This is a genomic window from Paenibacillus enshidis (assembly GCF_042136365.1).
Taxonomy (GTDB): domain Bacteria; phylum Bacillota; class Bacilli; order Paenibacillales; family Paenibacillaceae; genus Paenibacillus; species Paenibacillus enshidis.
Map to the genome: position 1 here is coordinate 225,299 of NZ_JBHHMI010000004.1, position 16,384 is coordinate 241,682.

21 protein-coding genes are annotated in these 16,384 nt (G+C 49.7%); all 21 read left to right on the plus strand.

The window, feature by feature from the left end; genetic code table 11:
• The first annotated feature begins 339 nt into the window (after positions 1-339).
• The 21 genes from flgC (at position 340) to fliR (ending at position 16,376) form a co-directional block, all read left to right on the plus strand.
• Positions 340-789 carry a flagellar basal body rod protein FlgC gene (gene flgC / locus ACE41H_RS07175; RefSeq protein WP_375354344.1) on the plus strand — a complete coding sequence of 150 codons (450 nt, stop codon included), beginning with the start codon at positions 340-342 and terminating at the stop codon, positions 787-789.
• 38 nt (positions 790-827) lie between these two features.
• Positions 828-1,142 carry a flagellar hook-basal body complex protein FliE gene (gene fliE, locus ACE41H_RS07180; protein ID WP_375354345.1) on the plus strand — a complete coding sequence of 105 codons (315 nt, stop codon included), beginning with the start codon at positions 828-830 and terminating at the stop codon, positions 1,140-1,142.
• Between the two features lie 33 nt (positions 1,143-1,175).
• Positions 1,176-2,759 carry a flagellar basal-body MS-ring/collar protein FliF gene (gene fliF / locus ACE41H_RS07185; RefSeq protein WP_375354347.1) on the plus strand — a complete coding sequence of 528 codons (1,584 nt, stop codon included), beginning with the start codon at positions 1,176-1,178 and terminating at the stop codon, positions 2,757-2,759.
• 2 nt (positions 2,760-2,761) lie between these two features.
• Entirely contained in the window at positions 2,762-3,787 is a 1,026-nt protein-coding gene (gene fliG, locus ACE41H_RS07190) for a flagellar motor switch protein FliG (RefSeq protein WP_375354349.1), read from the plus strand.
• Positions 3,780-4,619: a FliH/SctL family protein gene (locus ACE41H_RS07195; protein WP_375354350.1), complete on the plus strand. Its 840-nt coding sequence runs from the start codon at positions 3,780-3,782 to the stop codon at positions 4,617-4,619. The genes fliG and ACE41H_RS07195 overlap by 8 nt, the downstream gene beginning before the upstream one ends.
• Entirely contained in the window at positions 4,606-5,925 is a 1,320-nt protein-coding gene (gene fliI / locus ACE41H_RS07200) for a flagellar protein export ATPase FliI (RefSeq protein ID WP_375354351.1), read from the plus strand. The genes ACE41H_RS07195 and fliI overlap by 14 nt, the downstream gene beginning before the upstream one ends.
• An 8-nt stretch (positions 5,926-5,933) precedes the next feature.
• Positions 5,934-6,377, plus strand: a complete 444-nt coding sequence (gene fliJ, locus ACE41H_RS07205; RefSeq protein WP_375354353.1) for a flagellar export protein FliJ — start codon at positions 5,934-5,936, stop codon at positions 6,375-6,377.
• A 38-nt stretch (positions 6,378-6,415) separates the two neighbouring features.
• Entirely contained in the window at positions 6,416-7,357 is a 942-nt protein-coding gene (locus ACE41H_RS07210) for a MotE family protein (RefSeq protein WP_375354355.1), read from the plus strand.
• A gap of 46 nt (positions 7,358-7,403) precedes the next feature.
• Positions 7,404-8,690, plus strand: a complete 1,287-nt coding sequence (locus tag ACE41H_RS07215) for a flagellar hook-length control protein FliK (RefSeq protein ID WP_375354356.1) — start codon at positions 7,404-7,406, stop codon at positions 8,688-8,690.
• Between the two features lie 19 nt (positions 8,691-8,709).
• Positions 8,710-9,264: a flagellar hook capping FlgD N-terminal domain-containing protein gene (locus ACE41H_RS07220; RefSeq protein ID WP_375354358.1), complete on the plus strand. Its 555-nt coding sequence runs from the start codon at positions 8,710-8,712 to the stop codon at positions 9,262-9,264.
• Positions 9,261-9,638 carry a TIGR02530 family flagellar biosynthesis protein gene (locus tag ACE41H_RS07225; protein ID WP_375354359.1) on the plus strand — a complete coding sequence of 126 codons (378 nt, stop codon included), beginning with the start codon at positions 9,261-9,263 and terminating at the stop codon, positions 9,636-9,638. Before ACE41H_RS07220 ends, ACE41H_RS07225 begins: the two co-directional genes overlap by 4 nt.
• 91 nt (positions 9,639-9,729) lie before the next feature.
• Positions 9,730-10,548, plus strand: coding sequence for a flagellar basal body rod protein FlgG (gene flgG, locus ACE41H_RS07230; RefSeq protein ID WP_375354360.1), 819 nt, complete (start codon positions 9,730-9,732; stop codon positions 10,546-10,548).
• Positions 10,549-10,606: 58 nt separating this feature from the next.
• The gene (locus tag ACE41H_RS07235; RefSeq protein ID WP_375354362.1) at positions 10,607-10,831 is read left to right on the plus strand and encodes a flagellar FlbD family protein; all 225 of its coding nucleotides are present in this window, start codon (positions 10,607-10,609) and stop codon (positions 10,829-10,831) included.
• Positions 10,828-11,289 (plus strand): flagellar basal body-associated FliL family protein, encoded by a 462-nt coding sequence (locus ACE41H_RS07240; protein WP_375354364.1) that lies wholly within the window; start codon positions 10,828-10,830, stop codon positions 11,287-11,289. Before ACE41H_RS07235 ends, ACE41H_RS07240 begins: the two co-directional genes overlap by 4 nt.
• Before the next feature lie 38 nt (positions 11,290-11,327).
• Positions 11,328-12,326 (plus strand): flagellar motor switch protein FliM, encoded by a 999-nt coding sequence (fliM, locus tag ACE41H_RS07245; RefSeq protein ID WP_375354366.1) that lies wholly within the window; start codon positions 11,328-11,330, stop codon positions 12,324-12,326.
• A complete protein-coding gene (gene fliY / locus ACE41H_RS07250; protein WP_375354367.1) occupies positions 12,316-13,560 on the plus strand; it encodes a flagellar motor switch phosphatase FliY in 1,245 nt (414 codons plus the stop codon). Before fliM ends, fliY begins: the two co-directional genes overlap by 11 nt.
• 27 nt (positions 13,561-13,587) lie before the next feature.
• Positions 13,588-13,953 (plus strand): response regulator, encoded by a 366-nt coding sequence (locus tag ACE41H_RS07255; RefSeq protein WP_375354369.1) that lies wholly within the window; start codon positions 13,588-13,590, stop codon positions 13,951-13,953.
• Positions 13,954-13,989: 36 nt separating this feature from the next.
• Positions 13,990-14,511 carry a flagellar biosynthetic protein FliO gene (locus ACE41H_RS07260; RefSeq protein ID WP_375354371.1) on the plus strand — a complete coding sequence of 174 codons (522 nt, stop codon included), beginning with the start codon at positions 13,990-13,992 and terminating at the stop codon, positions 14,509-14,511.
• Positions 14,508-15,266, plus strand: a complete 759-nt coding sequence (gene fliP, locus ACE41H_RS07265; RefSeq protein WP_375354372.1) for a flagellar type III secretion system pore protein FliP — start codon at positions 14,508-14,510, stop codon at positions 15,264-15,266. Before ACE41H_RS07260 ends, fliP begins: the two co-directional genes overlap by 4 nt.
• 38 nt (positions 15,267-15,304) lie before the next feature.
• The gene (gene fliQ, locus ACE41H_RS07270) at positions 15,305-15,574 is read left to right on the plus strand and encodes a flagellar biosynthesis protein FliQ (protein WP_375354373.1); all 270 of its coding nucleotides are present in this window, start codon (positions 15,305-15,307) and stop codon (positions 15,572-15,574) included.
• Between the two features lie 10 nt (positions 15,575-15,584).
• Positions 15,585-16,376: a flagellar biosynthetic protein FliR gene (gene fliR, locus ACE41H_RS07275; RefSeq protein ID WP_375354374.1), complete on the plus strand. Its 792-nt coding sequence runs from the start codon at positions 15,585-15,587 to the stop codon at positions 16,374-16,376.
• Positions 16,377-16,384 lie beyond the last annotated feature (8 nt).

Below are 16,384 nucleotides of genomic sequence, written 5' to 3' on the forward strand. Positions count from 1 at the left end.
AATGACCCGATTCTCTGGTAGGAAAAATGAGCTTGTAAAAGCTGTAAAGTGATAAAAAATCGATGAAATTCTCTGAAAAAGAACAAAATTTAACAAAAAAACCATGGAAAGCCCTCTTTTTTCGAAAAGATAGGGCTTTTTTCTTATTGTATTTAGTCCCAAGTTCTACGAAACTTAGAATATACAAAAACATGGTAATTGTTTATACTTAAGTCCTAAAGAGTCGTGTATAAAAACGAAAAAAACAGCGTCGGAAAAAGTAGAATGAGCGTAAATTGTTGAATTTTCTTCTTTTTAGACACGAGAAGACATTTTTTGATATGGAAGGGGGAGGACAACTTGAGAATCAGCAACAGTTTTGGTATTAGTTCTTCAGCCCTAACTGCACAACGTTTACGGATGGACGTGATTTCCAGCAACATTGCGAATGCGGAAACGACGCGGGCGCAGATAGTGAATGGACAGGCGGTTCCGTATCGCAGAAAAATGACAGTGCTTGAGCCTAACCAACCCAGCTTTTCCGATATGTTAGATGCACGAATGAATGGAAAAACGACGGCTGCGGGGGTCAAGGTTGCAGAGATTAGGGAAGACGCTTCACCACTTAAACCGGTCTATAACCCTGAGCATCCGGATGCGGATGAGAACGGTTATGTATATATGCCAAATGTCGATATCGCGAAGGAAATGGTGGATATGATCTCCGCTTCAAGATCTTACGAGGCGAACGTCACAGCACTGAACGCTTCAAAGGCGATGATCAGCAAAGCTCTCGAGATTGGCAAATGATCGCTAAGATCGCTTTAAGAATGGAGGGAGAGAAATAGATGATTCAAAACACAATGTTCAACATTGAATCCCCATCGGTTCAGCAGACTCCATCTGTGAGCAATTTGAAGACGCAGACGACACCTGCGGAATCATTGCGTCAGTTTGGAGATTATCTGGCGGATGCGCTGAACCAGGTGAATCAGCAGGAAATCAATTCGCAGGAAATGTCCAACAAATTCCTGACAGGTCAGGTTGATGTTGACCAGGTTATGATTGCTTCTCAAGAGGCTTTACTGTCATTGCAGTTCACCACCCAAATACGGAACAAAGCGATAGAAGCCTATCAAGAGATCATGCGCACGCAGCTTTAATAGAACCAGCAAAGTTTCGGATGGGGTGACACAGTGAACGAGAGAATAGCCCGATATCGCGACAGCCTTATCGGATATTGGACCAATTTCAGTAAAAAACAAAAAATACTGCTCATTTCGACATTCGCGTTTATCGTGCTTGCAGCTGCAGTGCTGACCATGCAGTTTACAAAAACGGAGTACGAGGTCGCCTTCCGGAATTTGAATGCCAATGATGCTGCTGCGGTAATCGAGTATCTGAACTCAGAGAACATCCCTTATAAATTAAGTGCAAGCGGGACGGATATTGCGATTCCAAGCGCATCTGCAGCAGAAGCCAAGGTTGCCATAGGATCGAAGGGGCTCATTCAGAATGGGTCGATCGGTCTGGGTGCGTTTGACGAAACCTCAAACGCCATCGGCATGACCGAGAATGAATTCAATGTGAAATACAATAACGCATTGAATGGGGAAGTAGAACAGCTGCTGGGGCAGATGGAAGGTGTCAAAAGCGCTAAAGCCATTATCAATCTCCCGAAAGAAAATATATTTGCAGGACTGGAAGAGGAAGACAAAGCATCGGCTTCCATCGTCATGCAGTTTGAGCCAGGGTTCCGGCCATCGCAAGGGGCCATAGACGGTTATTTTAATTTGGTGAAAACCGCAGTTCCGAAGCTGCCTGTTGAAAATATCACCATCACGAATAACGAGTATGAGCTGATACCGACCGTGAAGGGCGGTCAGGGCGGTCTTTCTAACGGTGTTCAGGAAAATATGGCGCTACAGAAGAAATTTGAAAGTGATGTCAGGGCAAAAGTCGAACAATTTTTATCCCAATATGCAGGTGCTGACCGGATTCATGTGCTGGTGGCTTCCCAGTTGAATTTCGACAAGGTTACTTCCAAGGAGCAGCTGGTTACGCCGGTTGACCAGGAACGAGGGAAAGGCATCGAAATCAGTACGCAGGAGACTTCGGAATCCTCATCAGGCTCCAGCGGCCAGACCGGGGGAGTTGCCGGTACGGGTGAGCAGGATGTTCCGGGATATCCTGGCGGGGCTTCATCAGGCACAAGCGAATCTGAAAAAACGTCCAGCACGATCAACTACGAAGTGAACAGAATCGCCAGGGATATTATCTCCAGCCCTTATACTGTTAAAGATTTAACCATTAATGTGGCTGTTGAAACAGGTGCAGGACAAACGCCGCTGTCTCAAACTCAAATTGCTGATATGGAAACCGTTCTTACGAATATCGTTGGTGCTTCATTGGCGAATTCCGGAACACAATTCACACAGCAGCAGCTGGCGGCCAAGGTCAAGGTTATTAGTCAGGCAGCCGCACCTGAACAGCAGCAGGCGAAATGGCTGTCGGCCTCCAACCCGTGGGCATGGGGAATTGGAGCTGCTGTGCTCGCGCTGGTGGCCACAGCCATCATTCTGATTGTCCGGAACCGCCGCAAACAGGCAGCAGAAGAGTATGAAGATGACCTGATCCTGTCTCCACCGACGGAATTTCCTTCAATCAGTTTGGAAAGTGTGACAAGCGAAGATCAAGTACGCAAACAGCTTGAAAGTCTGGCCAAGAAGAAGCCCGATGAGTTCGTCAACCTGCTGCGTACATGGTTGGCTGACGAATAGAGGTGAATGCATTGGCAAAGGCAAGCGGACTTGGATTATCCGGTAGACAGAAAGCGGCGATCCTGCTGATTACGCTTGGACCGGAGGTATCCGCACAAATATTCAAACACTTGAGAGATGATGAAATAGAACAGTTGACCCTGGAAATTGCTAATGTAAGATCGGTTGGGGCTCCTGAAAAGGATTCCATTTTGGCGGAGTTTCACCAGATTTGCTTGGCCCAGGAGTATATTTCACAAGGCGGTATCAACTATGCCCGCGACATTCTGGAAAAAGCGCTTGGTTCGCAAAAAGCGGTTGAAGTGATCAACAGGCTGACAGCGACGTTGCATGTCAGACCGTTCGACTTTGCCAGAAAGGCTGATCCGAATCAGATTCTGAACTTTATTCAGAATGAAAGCCCGCAGACCATTGCGCTGGTTCTTTCCTACCTGAAGTTTGAGCAGGCTGCTGCAATCCTGTCCTCTCTTCCCCAGGAGAAACAGGCGGATGTGGCAAGAAGAGTGGCGGTGATGGACAGCACGTCACCGGAAGTTATTGCCCAGGTAGAGAGAGTGCTGGAACAGAAGCTTTCTTCTACAGTAACCCAGGATTACACGAATGCGGGCGGTATCGAGTCCATCGTGCAAATTCTGAACGGGGTGGACCGCGGTACCGAAAGAACCATTCTGGACTCCCTGGAAATACAAGATCCCGAGCTTGCCGAGGAGATCAAGAAGCGGATGTTTGTGTTCGAGGATATTGTCAATGTGGACAACCGTTCCATTCAGCGTATTGTGCGGGATGTGGAAAACGCCGATCTGCAGCTTGCGCTCAAAGTATCGAGCGAAGAAGTGCGTGACGCCATTTTCCGCAATATGTCGAAACGGATGGCGGAAACCTTCAAGGAAGAAATGGAATTTATGGGTCCTGTCCGGCTGCGTGACGTGGAAGAGGCCCAGACACGAATCGTTTCTATAATCCGTAGACTTGAAGAAGCCGGAGAAATTATAATCGCCCGCGGCGGAGGAGATGACATCATTGTCTAATGTGATCAAGTCATTTCAATATATCCCTGTCGAAACATTGAAGAAGCTGGAGCTTGCTCAGGCTTATCAGACAACGGAGGCTTTCAAGGAAGAAGAGGAAGCTTATGCGCAGCCCTTGGAGCCGCAAATCGTTCGGGAAGCCGAAAAGCTGAGGGACGAAATCCTTTCGGATGCCAAGGAATTTGCCGAAAAGCAAGTCAGAGATGCAGCGGACGAAGCGGAGCGCCTGCTTCAGGAGGCACAGGAACAAATCGCTGCCTGGTGGCAGGAAAAACGCGAGCAGGATGAGCAGCTGGTCGAAGCGGTTAAGGCCGAGGGCTTTCAGCAGGGATATGAGGAAGGGCAGCGGCTCGCCGCGGCGGAATGGCAGGCCAGATCGGATAAGATGATGGAGGAAGCGCAGGAGGTGTTGCTGCATGCTTATGAGGTCAAAGAGCAGCTTATCCTGGAAGCCGAACCTTTTCTAGTGGAGCTTAGCTGCGGAATCTCGGAAAAGGTTATCGACAAACAGCTCAGCATTGAGCCTGAATACATGATCGAACTGATCCGCAAAAATCTGGCACGCAAACGGGAGCAGGGGACAATCACCCTATGTGTGGCGCCTGCTCACTTTGCCTTTGTGAACGCTGCGCGTGAGGAGCTTTCCTTGGTGGTGGATTCTCAGGCAGAGCTGCAAATTATTCCCGATGGAACGGTCAAAGACAGGGGAGTGGTCATTCGTTCCGCATTCGGAAGCGTGGATGCCCGGATTGACACACAGCTCGCGGAAATCAAGAAGGAGCTGCTGCGAGTGGCATTAGATAACGAGGAGCAAAGGCATGAAGCAGTTTGATTCCGGTCGTTATCTGGACCATCTGAGAAATCTGGACCCTGTCAGAGTGAACGGAAAAGTGACACAGGTCATAGGACTAATGGTGGAGTCGGAAGGTCCTGACGCCAGTATCGGCGATGTCTGCTATATATACCCGGGGAAAAGCGCCCAGCCACTGCAGGCCGAGGTTGTCGGCTTCAGAGATAATAAAGTGCTGCTGATGCCGCTTGGCGAGCTGCACTCCATTGGTCCCGGCTGCGATGTGGTAGGGACAGGGAAACCTTTGAACATTCAGGTTGGCTCTGAGCTGCTGGGCAAGGTTTTGGACGGTCTGGGCCAGCCCTTGGACGGGTCCCTGATTCCTTCACGGATGGCCAGATATTCGACATTCAACATACCGCCAAATCCGTTGAACCGACCGAGAGTTCGGGAGCCGATCAGTATTGGTGTACGAGCCATTGATGGCCTGCTGACGGTGGGAAAAGGACAGCGCGTAGGTATTTTCGCAGGCTCCGGGGTTGGGAAGAGCACGCTGATGGGCATGATCGCACGCAATACGGCTGCTGATGTCAATGTCATTGCACTTGTCGGCGAACGGGGGCGTGAAGTGCTGGATTTCATTGAACGGGACCTCGGTCCTGAAGGACTGGAAAGGTCGGTCGTCATTGTAGCTACCTCCGACCAGCCTGCGCTTATTCGCATCAAGGCGGCGCTGATTGCCACTACGGTCGCAGAATATTTCAGGGACCGGGGGCTGAATGTGATGCTGATGATGGACTCGGTTACCCGTTATGCCATGGCACAGCGTGAAGTCGGACTGGCTGTCGGGGAACCACCTGCGATGCGGGGGTATACACCGTCGGTGTTCGCAAGCCTGCCCAAGCTTCTGGAAAGAGCGGGGACCGGACCCGCAGGCTCCATTACCGCCTTTTACACCGTACTGGTGGATGGGGACGACATGAATGAACCGATCGCGGACGCGGTGCGCGGGATTTTGGATGGCCATATTGTGCTGAACCGCACGATTGCCAACAAGGGCCATTTTCCCGCCATCGATGTGCTGGCCAGCATTAGCCGTGTTATGAAAGATATTGCGCCGCAAGATCAAATTGCAGCTGCTGAAAACGTAAAAAGGCTGATGGCCGTGTACAGGGATTCGGAGGATTTGATCAACATCGGCGCCTACCAGCGCGGTACGAACGCCGAAATTGACGAATCGATTGACCGGATCAAGGATGTGTGGGACTTTACGCGGCAAAGAACGGATGAAAAGGTTGAGCTGCAGGAAGTACGGGAGCGATTGCTTTCCGAGTTTACAAGGAGTTGACCTGAACAATGAAATTCCAGTATTCATTTCAGAAAGTCGTTGATCTAAAGTCGAATGAAAAGTCGCAGGCCGAATGGGTGCTGTCCAGCGCAGTAGGACGGTTGCAAGCCGAAGAACAAACGCTTCAGCAGCTCATCTCCGAAAAGGAGCGGGCATCACACGCCATCCAAAGCGCGGCGGAAGCCTGTGTCTCGCTTGCCTCCATCCAGCAATTACAGGCATATATCAGACATCTGGAGCAATGCATTGAACGAAAAAATAAAGAAGTCCGGCAAGCCCAAATGAACGTGCAAAGCAAACAGAGCATTTTGAGCGATAAAATGCTGGATGAACAAGTTTGGCTCAAGGCAAGGGAGAAGGCGAAGGCGAGCTTTCAAAAAGAACTGCTGCTCCACGAACAGAACGAGCTGGATGAGATGGCTTCCGTACGCTATGCAATGAGAGCCCGCTAGGACGCTTTGGATGAAGGTTCTGCTTGAGGAGGAATAAAATGCCACGAAATGAAATGGAGCTTGAAAAGGAATCGGCCAGCGGTGTGGAACGGTTGTTATTCTTTCTGATTCCGATCGTTTTCACCATTGTGCTTGTCGTCGTTCTGCTTACATTGTTTAACACAGATTTCAAGAATGGTCTGCTTAAGACGGCCGATAAAATTCCGCTAGTCAAGAATTGGGTCCCCGAACCTGATCTGACGCCTGAAGAGCAAAAGGCTGCAAACGAAAAAGCCCAGAATAAAAGCTCCGAGGCCACGATTGAAAAGCTGAAAAGCGAACTGTCCCAGCAGGAGGCGGAATTGAAGCAGACCGCCACGGCCAAAGCCGAACAGGACAAGAAGGTCCAGGATCTTGAGGCACAGCTCCAAAGTGCAAAAGCTGAGCAGGAATCGGCAGCCGCCGTCGCTGCCGCTGCAAATTCCGGAGCAGACAAGGATCCATATTTGAAGCAGATCAAAAACCTGTCCTCAATGTATGAGACGATGAGCCCGAGCAAGGCAGCTCCTATTTTGTCGAATCTGACCAATCCGGAGATTGTGCAGATGCTTACATACATGGCGCCGGAGAATCAGTCGAAAATCCTCGCCAAAATGGATCCGCAAAAAGCTGCTGAAATTACGATGGATCTGAAGAATACGATAAATTCAAGCGATCTGGAGGTAGCAGCTCTTCAGGCTCGTCTGCAAAAAGATCAGCAGCCTGGTCCGGCGCCTGCAAAAACAATCGATGACCAGGCGCTGGGCGGCACATTTGCGTCCATGAAACCGGCAGAAGGCGCCAAGCTGATCCTTGAGACATATAAAATAAGTCCGGAAAAAGCGTTAAACATTTTGCGAACTGTAGACGATTCTACCCGATCAGGCTTACTGGAGGAAATGTCGAAGAGCAATTCGGCACAAACGGCCAAAATTTTGAACAAGCTGCTTGCCAGCAAATAATTTCATGATCTGTTGCCGAAAGATTGGAAAGGGGGTGAACATTTTAATGTCTACGATACGGATTAGCCCGAATGCTTCTCCTGCAGTTCAGACCGGGGCAAAGGCAGGTTCATCATCAGCTTCTTCGGCTCAGGGAAACACGGGATTTAACGAGGCGCTTGTTCAGGTCATGGGAGCAGAGCAAAATACTGTCGCAGCGGCAGGGCTCATGGCTTCTGCTGTTCAGTTGCTGGCCGGGAACGGTGAAGGGCATGAAGAGGAGGGACAGGGAGACGCATTGCTTGACATGCTGCCGGATTTGCTCCAAAAGCTTGATCAATTGGATGATCTGCTCGAAAGTAATCCGGAGTTGCTCTCCACTCTCCAGGCATGGGTGGCAGGAGTGCAGCAGTATCTAAACGGAAACACAAAAAGCATGGATGACGGCTCTGACATCGCCACCGCGACCGGTCTGGCTGAGCACCCTGCAACCATCCGTTTTGTCCTGCAGGATAACGTGGCACAACTGCTGGATGCTGCGGATGGGGACCAAGTACAGGTTGCAAAGCTTTTGCAGTCATTGCAGAAGATGATTGATCCTGCCCAGACGTCCAATACGGATGCAGCATTATCACCGGCTTCAGATCTATCCGATTCTGCATCTTTGGTCCAGCAGAAGATCCAGTCAAGCGGGCAGCAGCAGGGAGCAAGCGGCGATGGAACCAGCCGTGACGGGCAGACGGATCATACAGCTGTTCTGGAATCGGCTGACACGTCTGCCGAGAAATTTTCGGTGAACAGTGTGACTACCGCCGGACAGTTGACTATTCAAAATAACGGTACAGCACCGGCGATGCCGGAAAGACCCGTAGTGCATATGAGGCATTTTGCCAAGGAAATGACGGAGTTTGTCGTGCAAAAGCTGGACATTGTCAAGCACAACGGCTTGTCCGAAGCGACCATTATACTGCGCCCGGAGCATTTGGGCCAGCTTGAAGTCAAGCTAAGCATGTCGAACGGCCAGCTTGTCGCCCAGTTTATGACAGAACATGGCGGGGCAAAGGATCTGCTTGAACAGCAGATGTCCCATCTTCGCGCAAGCCTGCACAACCAGGGGATTCAGGTGAATAAGGTCGAAGTCACTCACAATGAATCCTTGTCCTCGCATTTATACCAGCAGGATCAGGGATCCGGCGCCAACCAGCAGCAGCGGGAGCGGCGTCCCGGTACACGTGGTAAAGAAGAAAATGAGGATGCCTTGAATGCCGCGGAAATGGCGGAAGAGCTTCGTACCTGGACGAAGGAACAGCGTCTGAACAGTACTGGCCAAAGCTCGTTTACTGCGGAGGCTTAAAAATGGGGGTGAACAACGAATGGCTTCGGATAGCATAACATCGACTCCGAATATATGGCCGAATTATGCCGAACAAAATGTGAACAGGGCAGCAAACAACCAAAAAAGCGATAGCACCGGAAGCGCAAGCTCACTCGGCAAGGATGAATTCCTGAAGCTGTTGATCACCCAACTGCAAAATCAGGATCCGATGCAGCCGATGGAGGATAAGGAATTTATCGCACAGATGGCACAGTTCACTTCCGTTGAACAGCTGATGAACATTTCCACCCAGCTGACAGCGATGACTGAATCACTCAGTATTTCTTCTGCGATGATCGGTAAGGAAATCACCTGGATCAGTGAAGGCAAGACGGACCCCATCACCGGAGAAAAGCCGGAAGGTACTGTACAGAGCGGCATTGTGGATTCCATTGTAATAAGGGACGGGAAACAGTATGCGACTGTAGGGAAAGAGGAGATTGCCCTGACGGATATTACTTCTATTAAAAACCCTGCAGGAGAAAAACCGGAAGAATCAGCACCAGAGCAGCCGACAGGTGAACCGGAAACAGGAAGCAGTGCAACATCATGAATGAATCTATGATCGTTGGACGTTTATTCCCCGTCAAAGTGCCGCCAGGGGCCGGCCCGAAGAACAGCAGCACTCCGGTTGCGAATGATAACAAATCCTTCAAACAGATGCTGCAGGAGCAGGTCCTTACGTTAAGCAATCATGCGGCCAAGCGCCTCGAACAGCGCGGCATTGAACTGGGCGCCGAGCAATTGGCCAAGATTACTTCTGCGGTGGATAAAGCGGCCGCCAAAGGGGCCAAGGAATCGCTGATCCTGATGCAGGACATGGCTCTGATCGTGAATGTCACAAATCGTACCGTCGTCACTGCCATGGACAAGCAATCGATGAAGGATAATGTGTTTACCCAAATCGACAGCGCCGTCATTATTTAACCGGCTGGCCCGACAGGAAGCCGGAAGCCCAGCCGCTGATCGACAGAAGCGGTGGCAAATTAACCTCACCTACTCAGGAGGAATAATACACATGTTAAGATCCTTATACTCTGGTGTCTCTGGCATGAAAGGTTTTCAGACAAAATTGGACGTGATCGGCAATAACATCGCCAACGTAAATACAACAGGTTTTAAATCGAGCCGGGTTATGTTTAAGGATATGTTAAGTCAGACCACTGCAGGCGCAAGTGCACCTGGCGATGCTGGCGGTGGTGTCAATCCCAAGCAAATCGGTCTGGGTGTAACGGTTAGCTCTATCGATACGCTCCATTTGCCAGGCAGTGCGCAAACGACTAACAATCCTACAGACCTGCGCGTTAACGGGGACGGATTTTTCCTCATCAAAATGACAGGGGATCAGGAGGTGCCTTATTTGACCCGTGCAGGCGATTTCCATGTCGATGCTAACCGCAACCTCGTTACATCGGATGGCATGTATGTATGTGATATCGGTGGAGCGCCAATCCAAATTGGGGAGGAAACTACATCTTTCTCCATTCAGCAGGATGGATTTATCGCTGAGACGCAGCCTGATGGAACGGTTGAACTGGCTACCCAAATCGGTCTGGCGACCGTTCCCAATACCGAAGGACTTGAGAAAATCGGCGGAAACTTATACAGGCTTACCAACAATGCAATTGACGGTGGAGCGTTTGAGGAATTCGTTGGTGGCAATGACGCTGAAGCAGGAACCGGTGCGATTGTTTCCGGTCAGCTTGAAATGTCGAACGTTGAGCTTACCAATGAATTCACCGAGATGATTGTATCCCAGCGCGGTTTCCAGGCGAACTCCCGTATCATTACAACCGGTGACAGCATCCTTGAAGAAGTCGTCAATCTGAAACGTTAATTTTTTGTGAAAAGCAGGGGGGCTTAGCTCCCCTGTCAATCAGGAGGTAGAAGCAGCGATGATTCCTGTAACGCGGCTCAACGGTTCACCGATGTGGCTGAATGCATTGTTGATTGAAACCGTGGAAGAAACGCCTGATACGTATGTCACCCTGGTGACGGGAAAAAGGCTGATCGTGCTCGAGAAAGCGGCTGATGTTGTGGCTTTGATCAAGGCATACAACCGTGACATCGGCATGCATGCAGCCACGATAAAAGTGCAACAAACGGAGGAAGAAATATGAAGAAGATGCTGCCTTGGCTCATTACGATGCTGCTCGGGATTACATTAATCGTAGTGGCTGCCTTTTTACTCCTGCCCCAGCTGACAGGACAGGGATCATCAAAAGCTGCTGCCGAAGAGCGTCCTGCTCCGAAGCTCTCTGCAGATGAAATTGTTGAAGTTACTTCTGAAATTACCGAGGTCCGCACTAATTTGGCGGATTCGGATTATGTCGTTGCTGTCAATTTTGCTTTTCAGTTGAACAACAGCAAGTCCAAGGAAGCATTTGAAAAAATTAAGGAAATCAGCATTAAACCGATTGTCATTCAAACACTTGCAGATACCAAACCGGAGCAGCTCAGAACGGCCAAAGGACGTGAGGAATTTACGGACAGGCTGACGGCTTTGATCAATAAGACACTTCCTGAAGGCCAACTGACCAGCACCAAATTTACGAATTTTATGCTGGCTCCACTTTAATATTGCGGCCGGTTCAGCATGCAAGGGGGTGAAAAACATTGGTGGATGTACTTTCGCAAGGTGAAATTGACGCCTTGTTAGCTGCTCTCTCTTCGGGTGAGATGGATGCGGAGGAACTGAAGAAAGAAGAAACGGAGAAAAGAATACGTTCCTATGATTTCAAGCGGGCTGTCCGTTTTTCCAAAGATCATATCCGCAGCTTGACACGAATTCATGAAAATTTTGCACGTTTTCTAACAACCTACTTTTCTGCACAGCTTAGAACATTTGTTCAAATTAGTGTCGTTCAGGTTGAACAGCTGCCGTATGACGAATTTATTCGTTCGATTCCCAAAATGACGATACTGAACATCTTTGAAGCCGAGCCCCTTGAAGGCCGCATGGTTCTTGAGGTGCATCCGAATGTCGCATTTGCGATGCTGGATCGTCTGCTGGGTGGCGTCGGCTCTCCTCCTTCCAGAATCAGTACGCTGACCGAGATTGAAACGACGATCATGGAGCGGATTTTCAGCAGAGCATTTCAAAGCTTGCAGGAAGCGTGGAAAACGGTGCTTGATATAACGCCAAAGCTTGAAGCGATGGAGACCAATCCCCAGTTCATGCAGATTGTGTCCCCTAACGAGACGATCGCTCTTATTTCGCTCAGCACCAAGATTGGCGATACCAGCGGCATGATTAATCTGTGTATTCCCCATGTCGTTGTGGAGCCTATCATGTCGAGGCTGTCCACGCATCAGTGGTTTACCTCAGAGAAGAAGTCCAGAGCGCCGGAGGAAGTGGATGCGCTCAAGCAGCGGATGAGCAAAGCACAGCTGCCGATTGTAGTCGAATTGGGCCAGTCATCCATATCCGTCTCCGAATTTTTGGGTCTTTCTGTTGGGGATGTTATTTCCCTTGATACATCTGTGAAGGATGGTCTGTCCATTAAATTGGGGGATAGATTGAAATTTAAAGGAAGCCCCGGCGTGCTGAAGGAACGGGTTGCCGTCCAGATTGACGAAATCGTCAGTGAAGGAGTTGAAGAATTTGACGAGTAAGGATTATTTATCTCAGGAGGAAATAGATGCGCTCCTGAAACAGACCGAAATGGGCGGGGAGACTTCCCCGGCAGCAGGTGAAACGATTGACGATCTTCTTACTCCTTTGGAGCAGGACGCTCTTGGGGAAATCGGCAATATCACGTTCGGCAATGCCGCTACGGCACTTTCAACATTACTCGGAATTAAAGTGGATATTACGACACCTAGAGTGTCCGTGATTACACGTTCTGAATTCGAATCGACATTCCCAAAACCGCATGTGGCTGTTCATGTCAATTATGTTGACGGATTCGAAGGCATTAACTCGCTGGTCATCAAAAAGCGGGATGCACAGGTAATTGCCGACCTGATGCTTGGAGGGGGAGGAAATCCCGCAGATGAAGAACTGAATGAAATTCATATCAGTGCGGTTCAGGAAGCCATGAATCAGATGATGGGTTCCTCGGCTACCTCCATGTCGACGATTTTTAACCGGTTTGTCAATATTTCACCCCCAGGTATCGATATCCTTGATCCGGCCCGCGGAGACGGGGTATCCAGTCTCCCGGCAGATGCGGTGCTTGTGACGGTGTCCTTCCGTCTGCTGATTGGGGATCTGATTGACTCGACGATCATGCAACTGCTTCCTGTATCTTTTGCAAAAGAGATGGTTCGCATTCTGATCAGCGGTGGTGACGAGCCTGCTCTTGAACCGGCACCTGCATCAGCACCGCCGCAGACTGCGCCGCCAGAGCCATCGCAACCGCCAGTGCAGCCGCCGCAGCCTCCACAAGCTGCTCCGCAGTATGCGCAGCCGCCGATGGCGCCGCAGGATATGGGCTATATGCAGCCTCCGATGCAAGGAGGAATGCCTCCACAGCAAATGCCATACGGAGCGCCTCAGCATTATGGTTCTGCCCCGGGGCGGAATGTGAATGTACAGCCCATTCAATTCGCAAATTTGCAGTCCGGCGGTTACGCTCAGGTAGATGAAACCAATCTGGGTCTGTTGATGGACATCCCTCTGAAGGTGACTGTAGAGCTGGGAAGAACCCAGAAGCAGATCAGGGATATTCTGGAGCTGTCGCAGGGCTCGATTATCGAGCTGGACAAGCTTGCCGGCGAGCCGGTAGATATACTGGTGAACAATAAGCTGATCGCAAAGGGCGAAGTTGTCGTTATCGATGAAAACTTCGGTGTGCGCGTAACGGATATTGTAAGCCAATGGGACCGGATTCAAAAAATACAATAAGCATAATTTAGGGAGGATTTATTTTACATGGCTAACCGAATTTTGATTGTTGACGACGCAGCATTTATGAGAATGATGATCCGTGACATCCTGACGAAAAATGGTTACGAGGTTGTAGGGGAAGCTCAGGATGGCGCTCATGCTATCGAGAAATTCAAGGAGCTTCGTCCGGACCTGATTACGATGGACATTACCATGCCAGAGATGGACGGCATTGCCGCTTTGAAGGAAATCAAGAAAATTGACGCCAACGCCAAGGTCATTATGTGCTCCGCGATGGGCCAGCAGGCTATGGTTATCGATGCTATTCAAGCAGGAGCCAAGGATTTCATCGTGAAGCCGTTCCAATCTGACCGCGTCATTGAAGCGATCAGCAAAACTTTGGGCGCTTAAAAAACTGTGTTGGCTACAGGACAGGAGGGGACGGTAATGAATGGCAGCGAAGGGATTGAAGGTTTCAGTGCTTGGAACGCAGCTACGGTTTTTATTGCGCTTGCCTTCATTATTGTATTGATTCTCTACCTGATTCGCTTTCTGGGCAAAAAGAATCAGAGTTGGTTCGGCAGCAGGTCCATCCGGGTTCTGGGAGGTGTGGGCCTTGCTCCGAACAAATCTCTGCAGCTTGTTGAGATCGGAAGCAGTATATATCTGGTTGGTGTAGGAGAAGAAATTCGTCTGATCGATAAAGTATCTGATCCTGAGGAAGTGGAGCGAATTGTGGCCGCTCTTGAGCAGGAATCGACTCTGCGGCAGGGTCCGCTTGCCCCGTTCATCGCCAAGCTGAGTGACAAGCTGCGCAGGAAAAGCCATGACCGGCCGGAGGAACTGGAGGACGAGATCACATTTCATGAACTGTTTGAGTCCAAGCTTCGACAAATGCCGAGCCGTAAGGACAAGCTGGACAAGCTGCGGAATGAGGACAATAATACAGATCGGTCGGGAGATGCATGAGAAAAAAGATTATACTAGCCAGCTTGCTGTTTGTCTTGTTCAGCTTCCTGTCCGTGACAGCGGCCTCCGCCGCTCAGCCGATTCCGGACATCAACATTGACATCGGCAGCCAAGACAGCGGACAGCCCGGTACAACGTCGCTGTCCATTATTTTGCTTATTACCGTGATCAGCGTTGCTCCTGCACTGCTCATGCTGATGACGAGCTTTACCCGCATCGTGATTGTACTCGGGTTTGTAAGAACTTCACTGGGCACGCAGCAGATGCCGCCCAATCAGGTATTGGTGGGACTTGCGCTGTTCCTGACCTTGTTTATCATGGCTCCCACGTTTGCGACCATGAACGAGACAGCACTCCAGCCGTATCTGAAGGGGGAGCTCTCCCAGTCCGAAGCGCTGGAAAAGGCGCAGGAGCCGATTAAAACCTTTATGTTCAAACATACACGAGAAAAAGATCTGCTTCTGTTTATGAAATACACAAAAATGGAAAAGCCCAGCAATTATCAGGAAATTCCTTTGACCGTTATGGTTCCGGCTTATGCGATCAGTGAATTGAAGACCGCTTTTCAAATGGGTTTTATGATATTTATTCCATTTCTCATTATTGACATCATCGTATCAAGCACCCTGATGGCTATGGGCATGATGATGCTGCCGCCGGTCATGATTTCGCTCCCCTTCAAAATACTGCTGTTTGTCCTTGTGGACGGCTGGTATCTGGTTGTGAAATCACTGCTGCTCAGCTTCAATACATGACAGTTTATGGATTGTGATTTACTCCAGGGAGGACGGCCATGACATCAGAATTTATTATCTCGCTGGCAGGTCAAGCCGTTTATACGGTGCTTGTCGTGAGCGCGCCCATGCTTGTTCTGGGACTGGTTGTGGGGCTGATCATCAGCATATTTCAGGCAACAACCCAGATACAGGAACAGACGTTGGCCTTCGTACCTAAAATCGTGGCGGTTCTGCTTGCTCTGCTGCTGTTTGGTCCTTGGATCCTGCAGACCATGGTCGATTTCACCTACAACATCCTCAATAATTTGTATAGATACATAGGATAGGTCCGACGGAATGGAGATGATACTGCAGAGTTTTCCTGTTTTTTTGCTGATATTTTGTCGAATCACATCGTTTTTTGTAGTTGTGCCGGTGTTTTCCACTCGTGGGGTTCCGATGCAATTCAGAGTCGGTATAGCAGCGGTATTGTCCATATTGATATATTTGACCTTCGGAATCAAAGAGCAGGTGCCGGCTGATTTAAGCTACGCGCTCCTCGTGATCCGTGAAGTCATGATTGGCCTGCTGCTGGGTTTTGTCGCTTATCTGATGTTTATGGCGATTCAGACGGCTGGTTCATTTATAGACATACAGATCGGACTCGGTATCGCCAGTGTCTTTGATCCGATGACAGGCGCTTCCGTGCCGATTACGGGCAATTTCAAATATACCATCGCACTCTTGTTCTTTCTCAGCATGAACGGTCACCATTACCTGCTGGATGCCATTATGTACAGTTATAATTGGGTCCCGCTGGATAATGATTTTTTTGTCAAATTATATGGCGGCAGCATTTCCGAATTTATAATCAGAACCTTCAGCCAATCCTTTTTGCTGGCGTTCCAAATGGCTGCTCCTATTGTGGTGGCTACCTTTCTGACTGACGTCGGACTTGGTTTTCTGGCCAAAACGGCGCCGCAGTTCAACATTTTTGTGATCGGGGTACCGGTCAAGCTGATCGTTGGCCTGATCATGCTGTTTTTGTTAATGCCGGCTCTCGCGGTTTCCTTTGAGCGGTTGTTTAATGTGATGTTTGAGGCGATGCGCACGCTGCTGGATGTTGTGGGCAGCCGCCCGAATGCCTGATTTGGAGG

Coding starts and splice junctions, on each gene's coding strand:
- fliJ (WP_375354353.1), top strand. CDS start 5,934: ATGAAATTCCAGTATTCATTTCAGAAAGTCGTTGATCTAAAGTCGAAT.
- ACE41H_RS07215 (WP_375354356.1), top strand. CDS start 7,404: ATGTCTACGATACGGATTAGCCCGAATGCTTCTCCTGCAGTTCAGACC.
- fliE (WP_375354345.1), top strand. CDS start 828: ATGATTCAAAACACAATGTTCAACATTGAATCCCCATCGGTTCAGCAG.
- ACE41H_RS07240 (WP_375354364.1), top strand. CDS start 10,828: ATGAAGAAGATGCTGCCTTGGCTCATTACGATGCTGCTCGGGATTACA.
- fliQ (WP_375354373.1), top strand. CDS start 15,305: ATGACATCAGAATTTATTATCTCGCTGGCAGGTCAAGCCGTTTATACG.
- flgG (WP_375354360.1), top strand. CDS start 9,730: ATGTTAAGATCCTTATACTCTGGTGTCTCTGGCATGAAAGGTTTTCAG.
- fliI (WP_375354351.1), top strand. CDS start 4,606: ATGAAGCAGTTTGATTCCGGTCGTTATCTGGACCATCTGAGAAATCTG.
- ACE41H_RS07210 (WP_375354355.1), top strand. CDS start 6,416: ATGCCACGAAATGAAATGGAGCTTGAAAAGGAATCGGCCAGCGGTGTG.
- ACE41H_RS07255 (WP_375354369.1), top strand. CDS start 13,588: ATGGCTAACCGAATTTTGATTGTTGACGACGCAGCATTTATGAGAATG.
- ACE41H_RS07225 (WP_375354359.1), top strand. CDS start 9,261: ATGAATGAATCTATGATCGTTGGACGTTTATTCCCCGTCAAAGTGCCG.
- fliP (WP_375354372.1), top strand. CDS start 14,508: ATGAGAAAAAAGATTATACTAGCCAGCTTGCTGTTTGTCTTGTTCAGC.
- ACE41H_RS07220 (WP_375354358.1), top strand. CDS start 8,710: ATGGCTTCGGATAGCATAACATCGACTCCGAATATATGGCCGAATTAT.
- fliR (WP_375354374.1), top strand. CDS start 15,585: ATGGAGATGATACTGCAGAGTTTTCCTGTTTTTTTGCTGATATTTTGT.
- ACE41H_RS07260 (WP_375354371.1), top strand. CDS start 13,990: ATGAATGGCAGCGAAGGGATTGAAGGTTTCAGTGCTTGGAACGCAGCT.
- ACE41H_RS07235 (WP_375354362.1), top strand. CDS start 10,607: ATGATTCCTGTAACGCGGCTCAACGGTTCACCGATGTGGCTGAATGCA.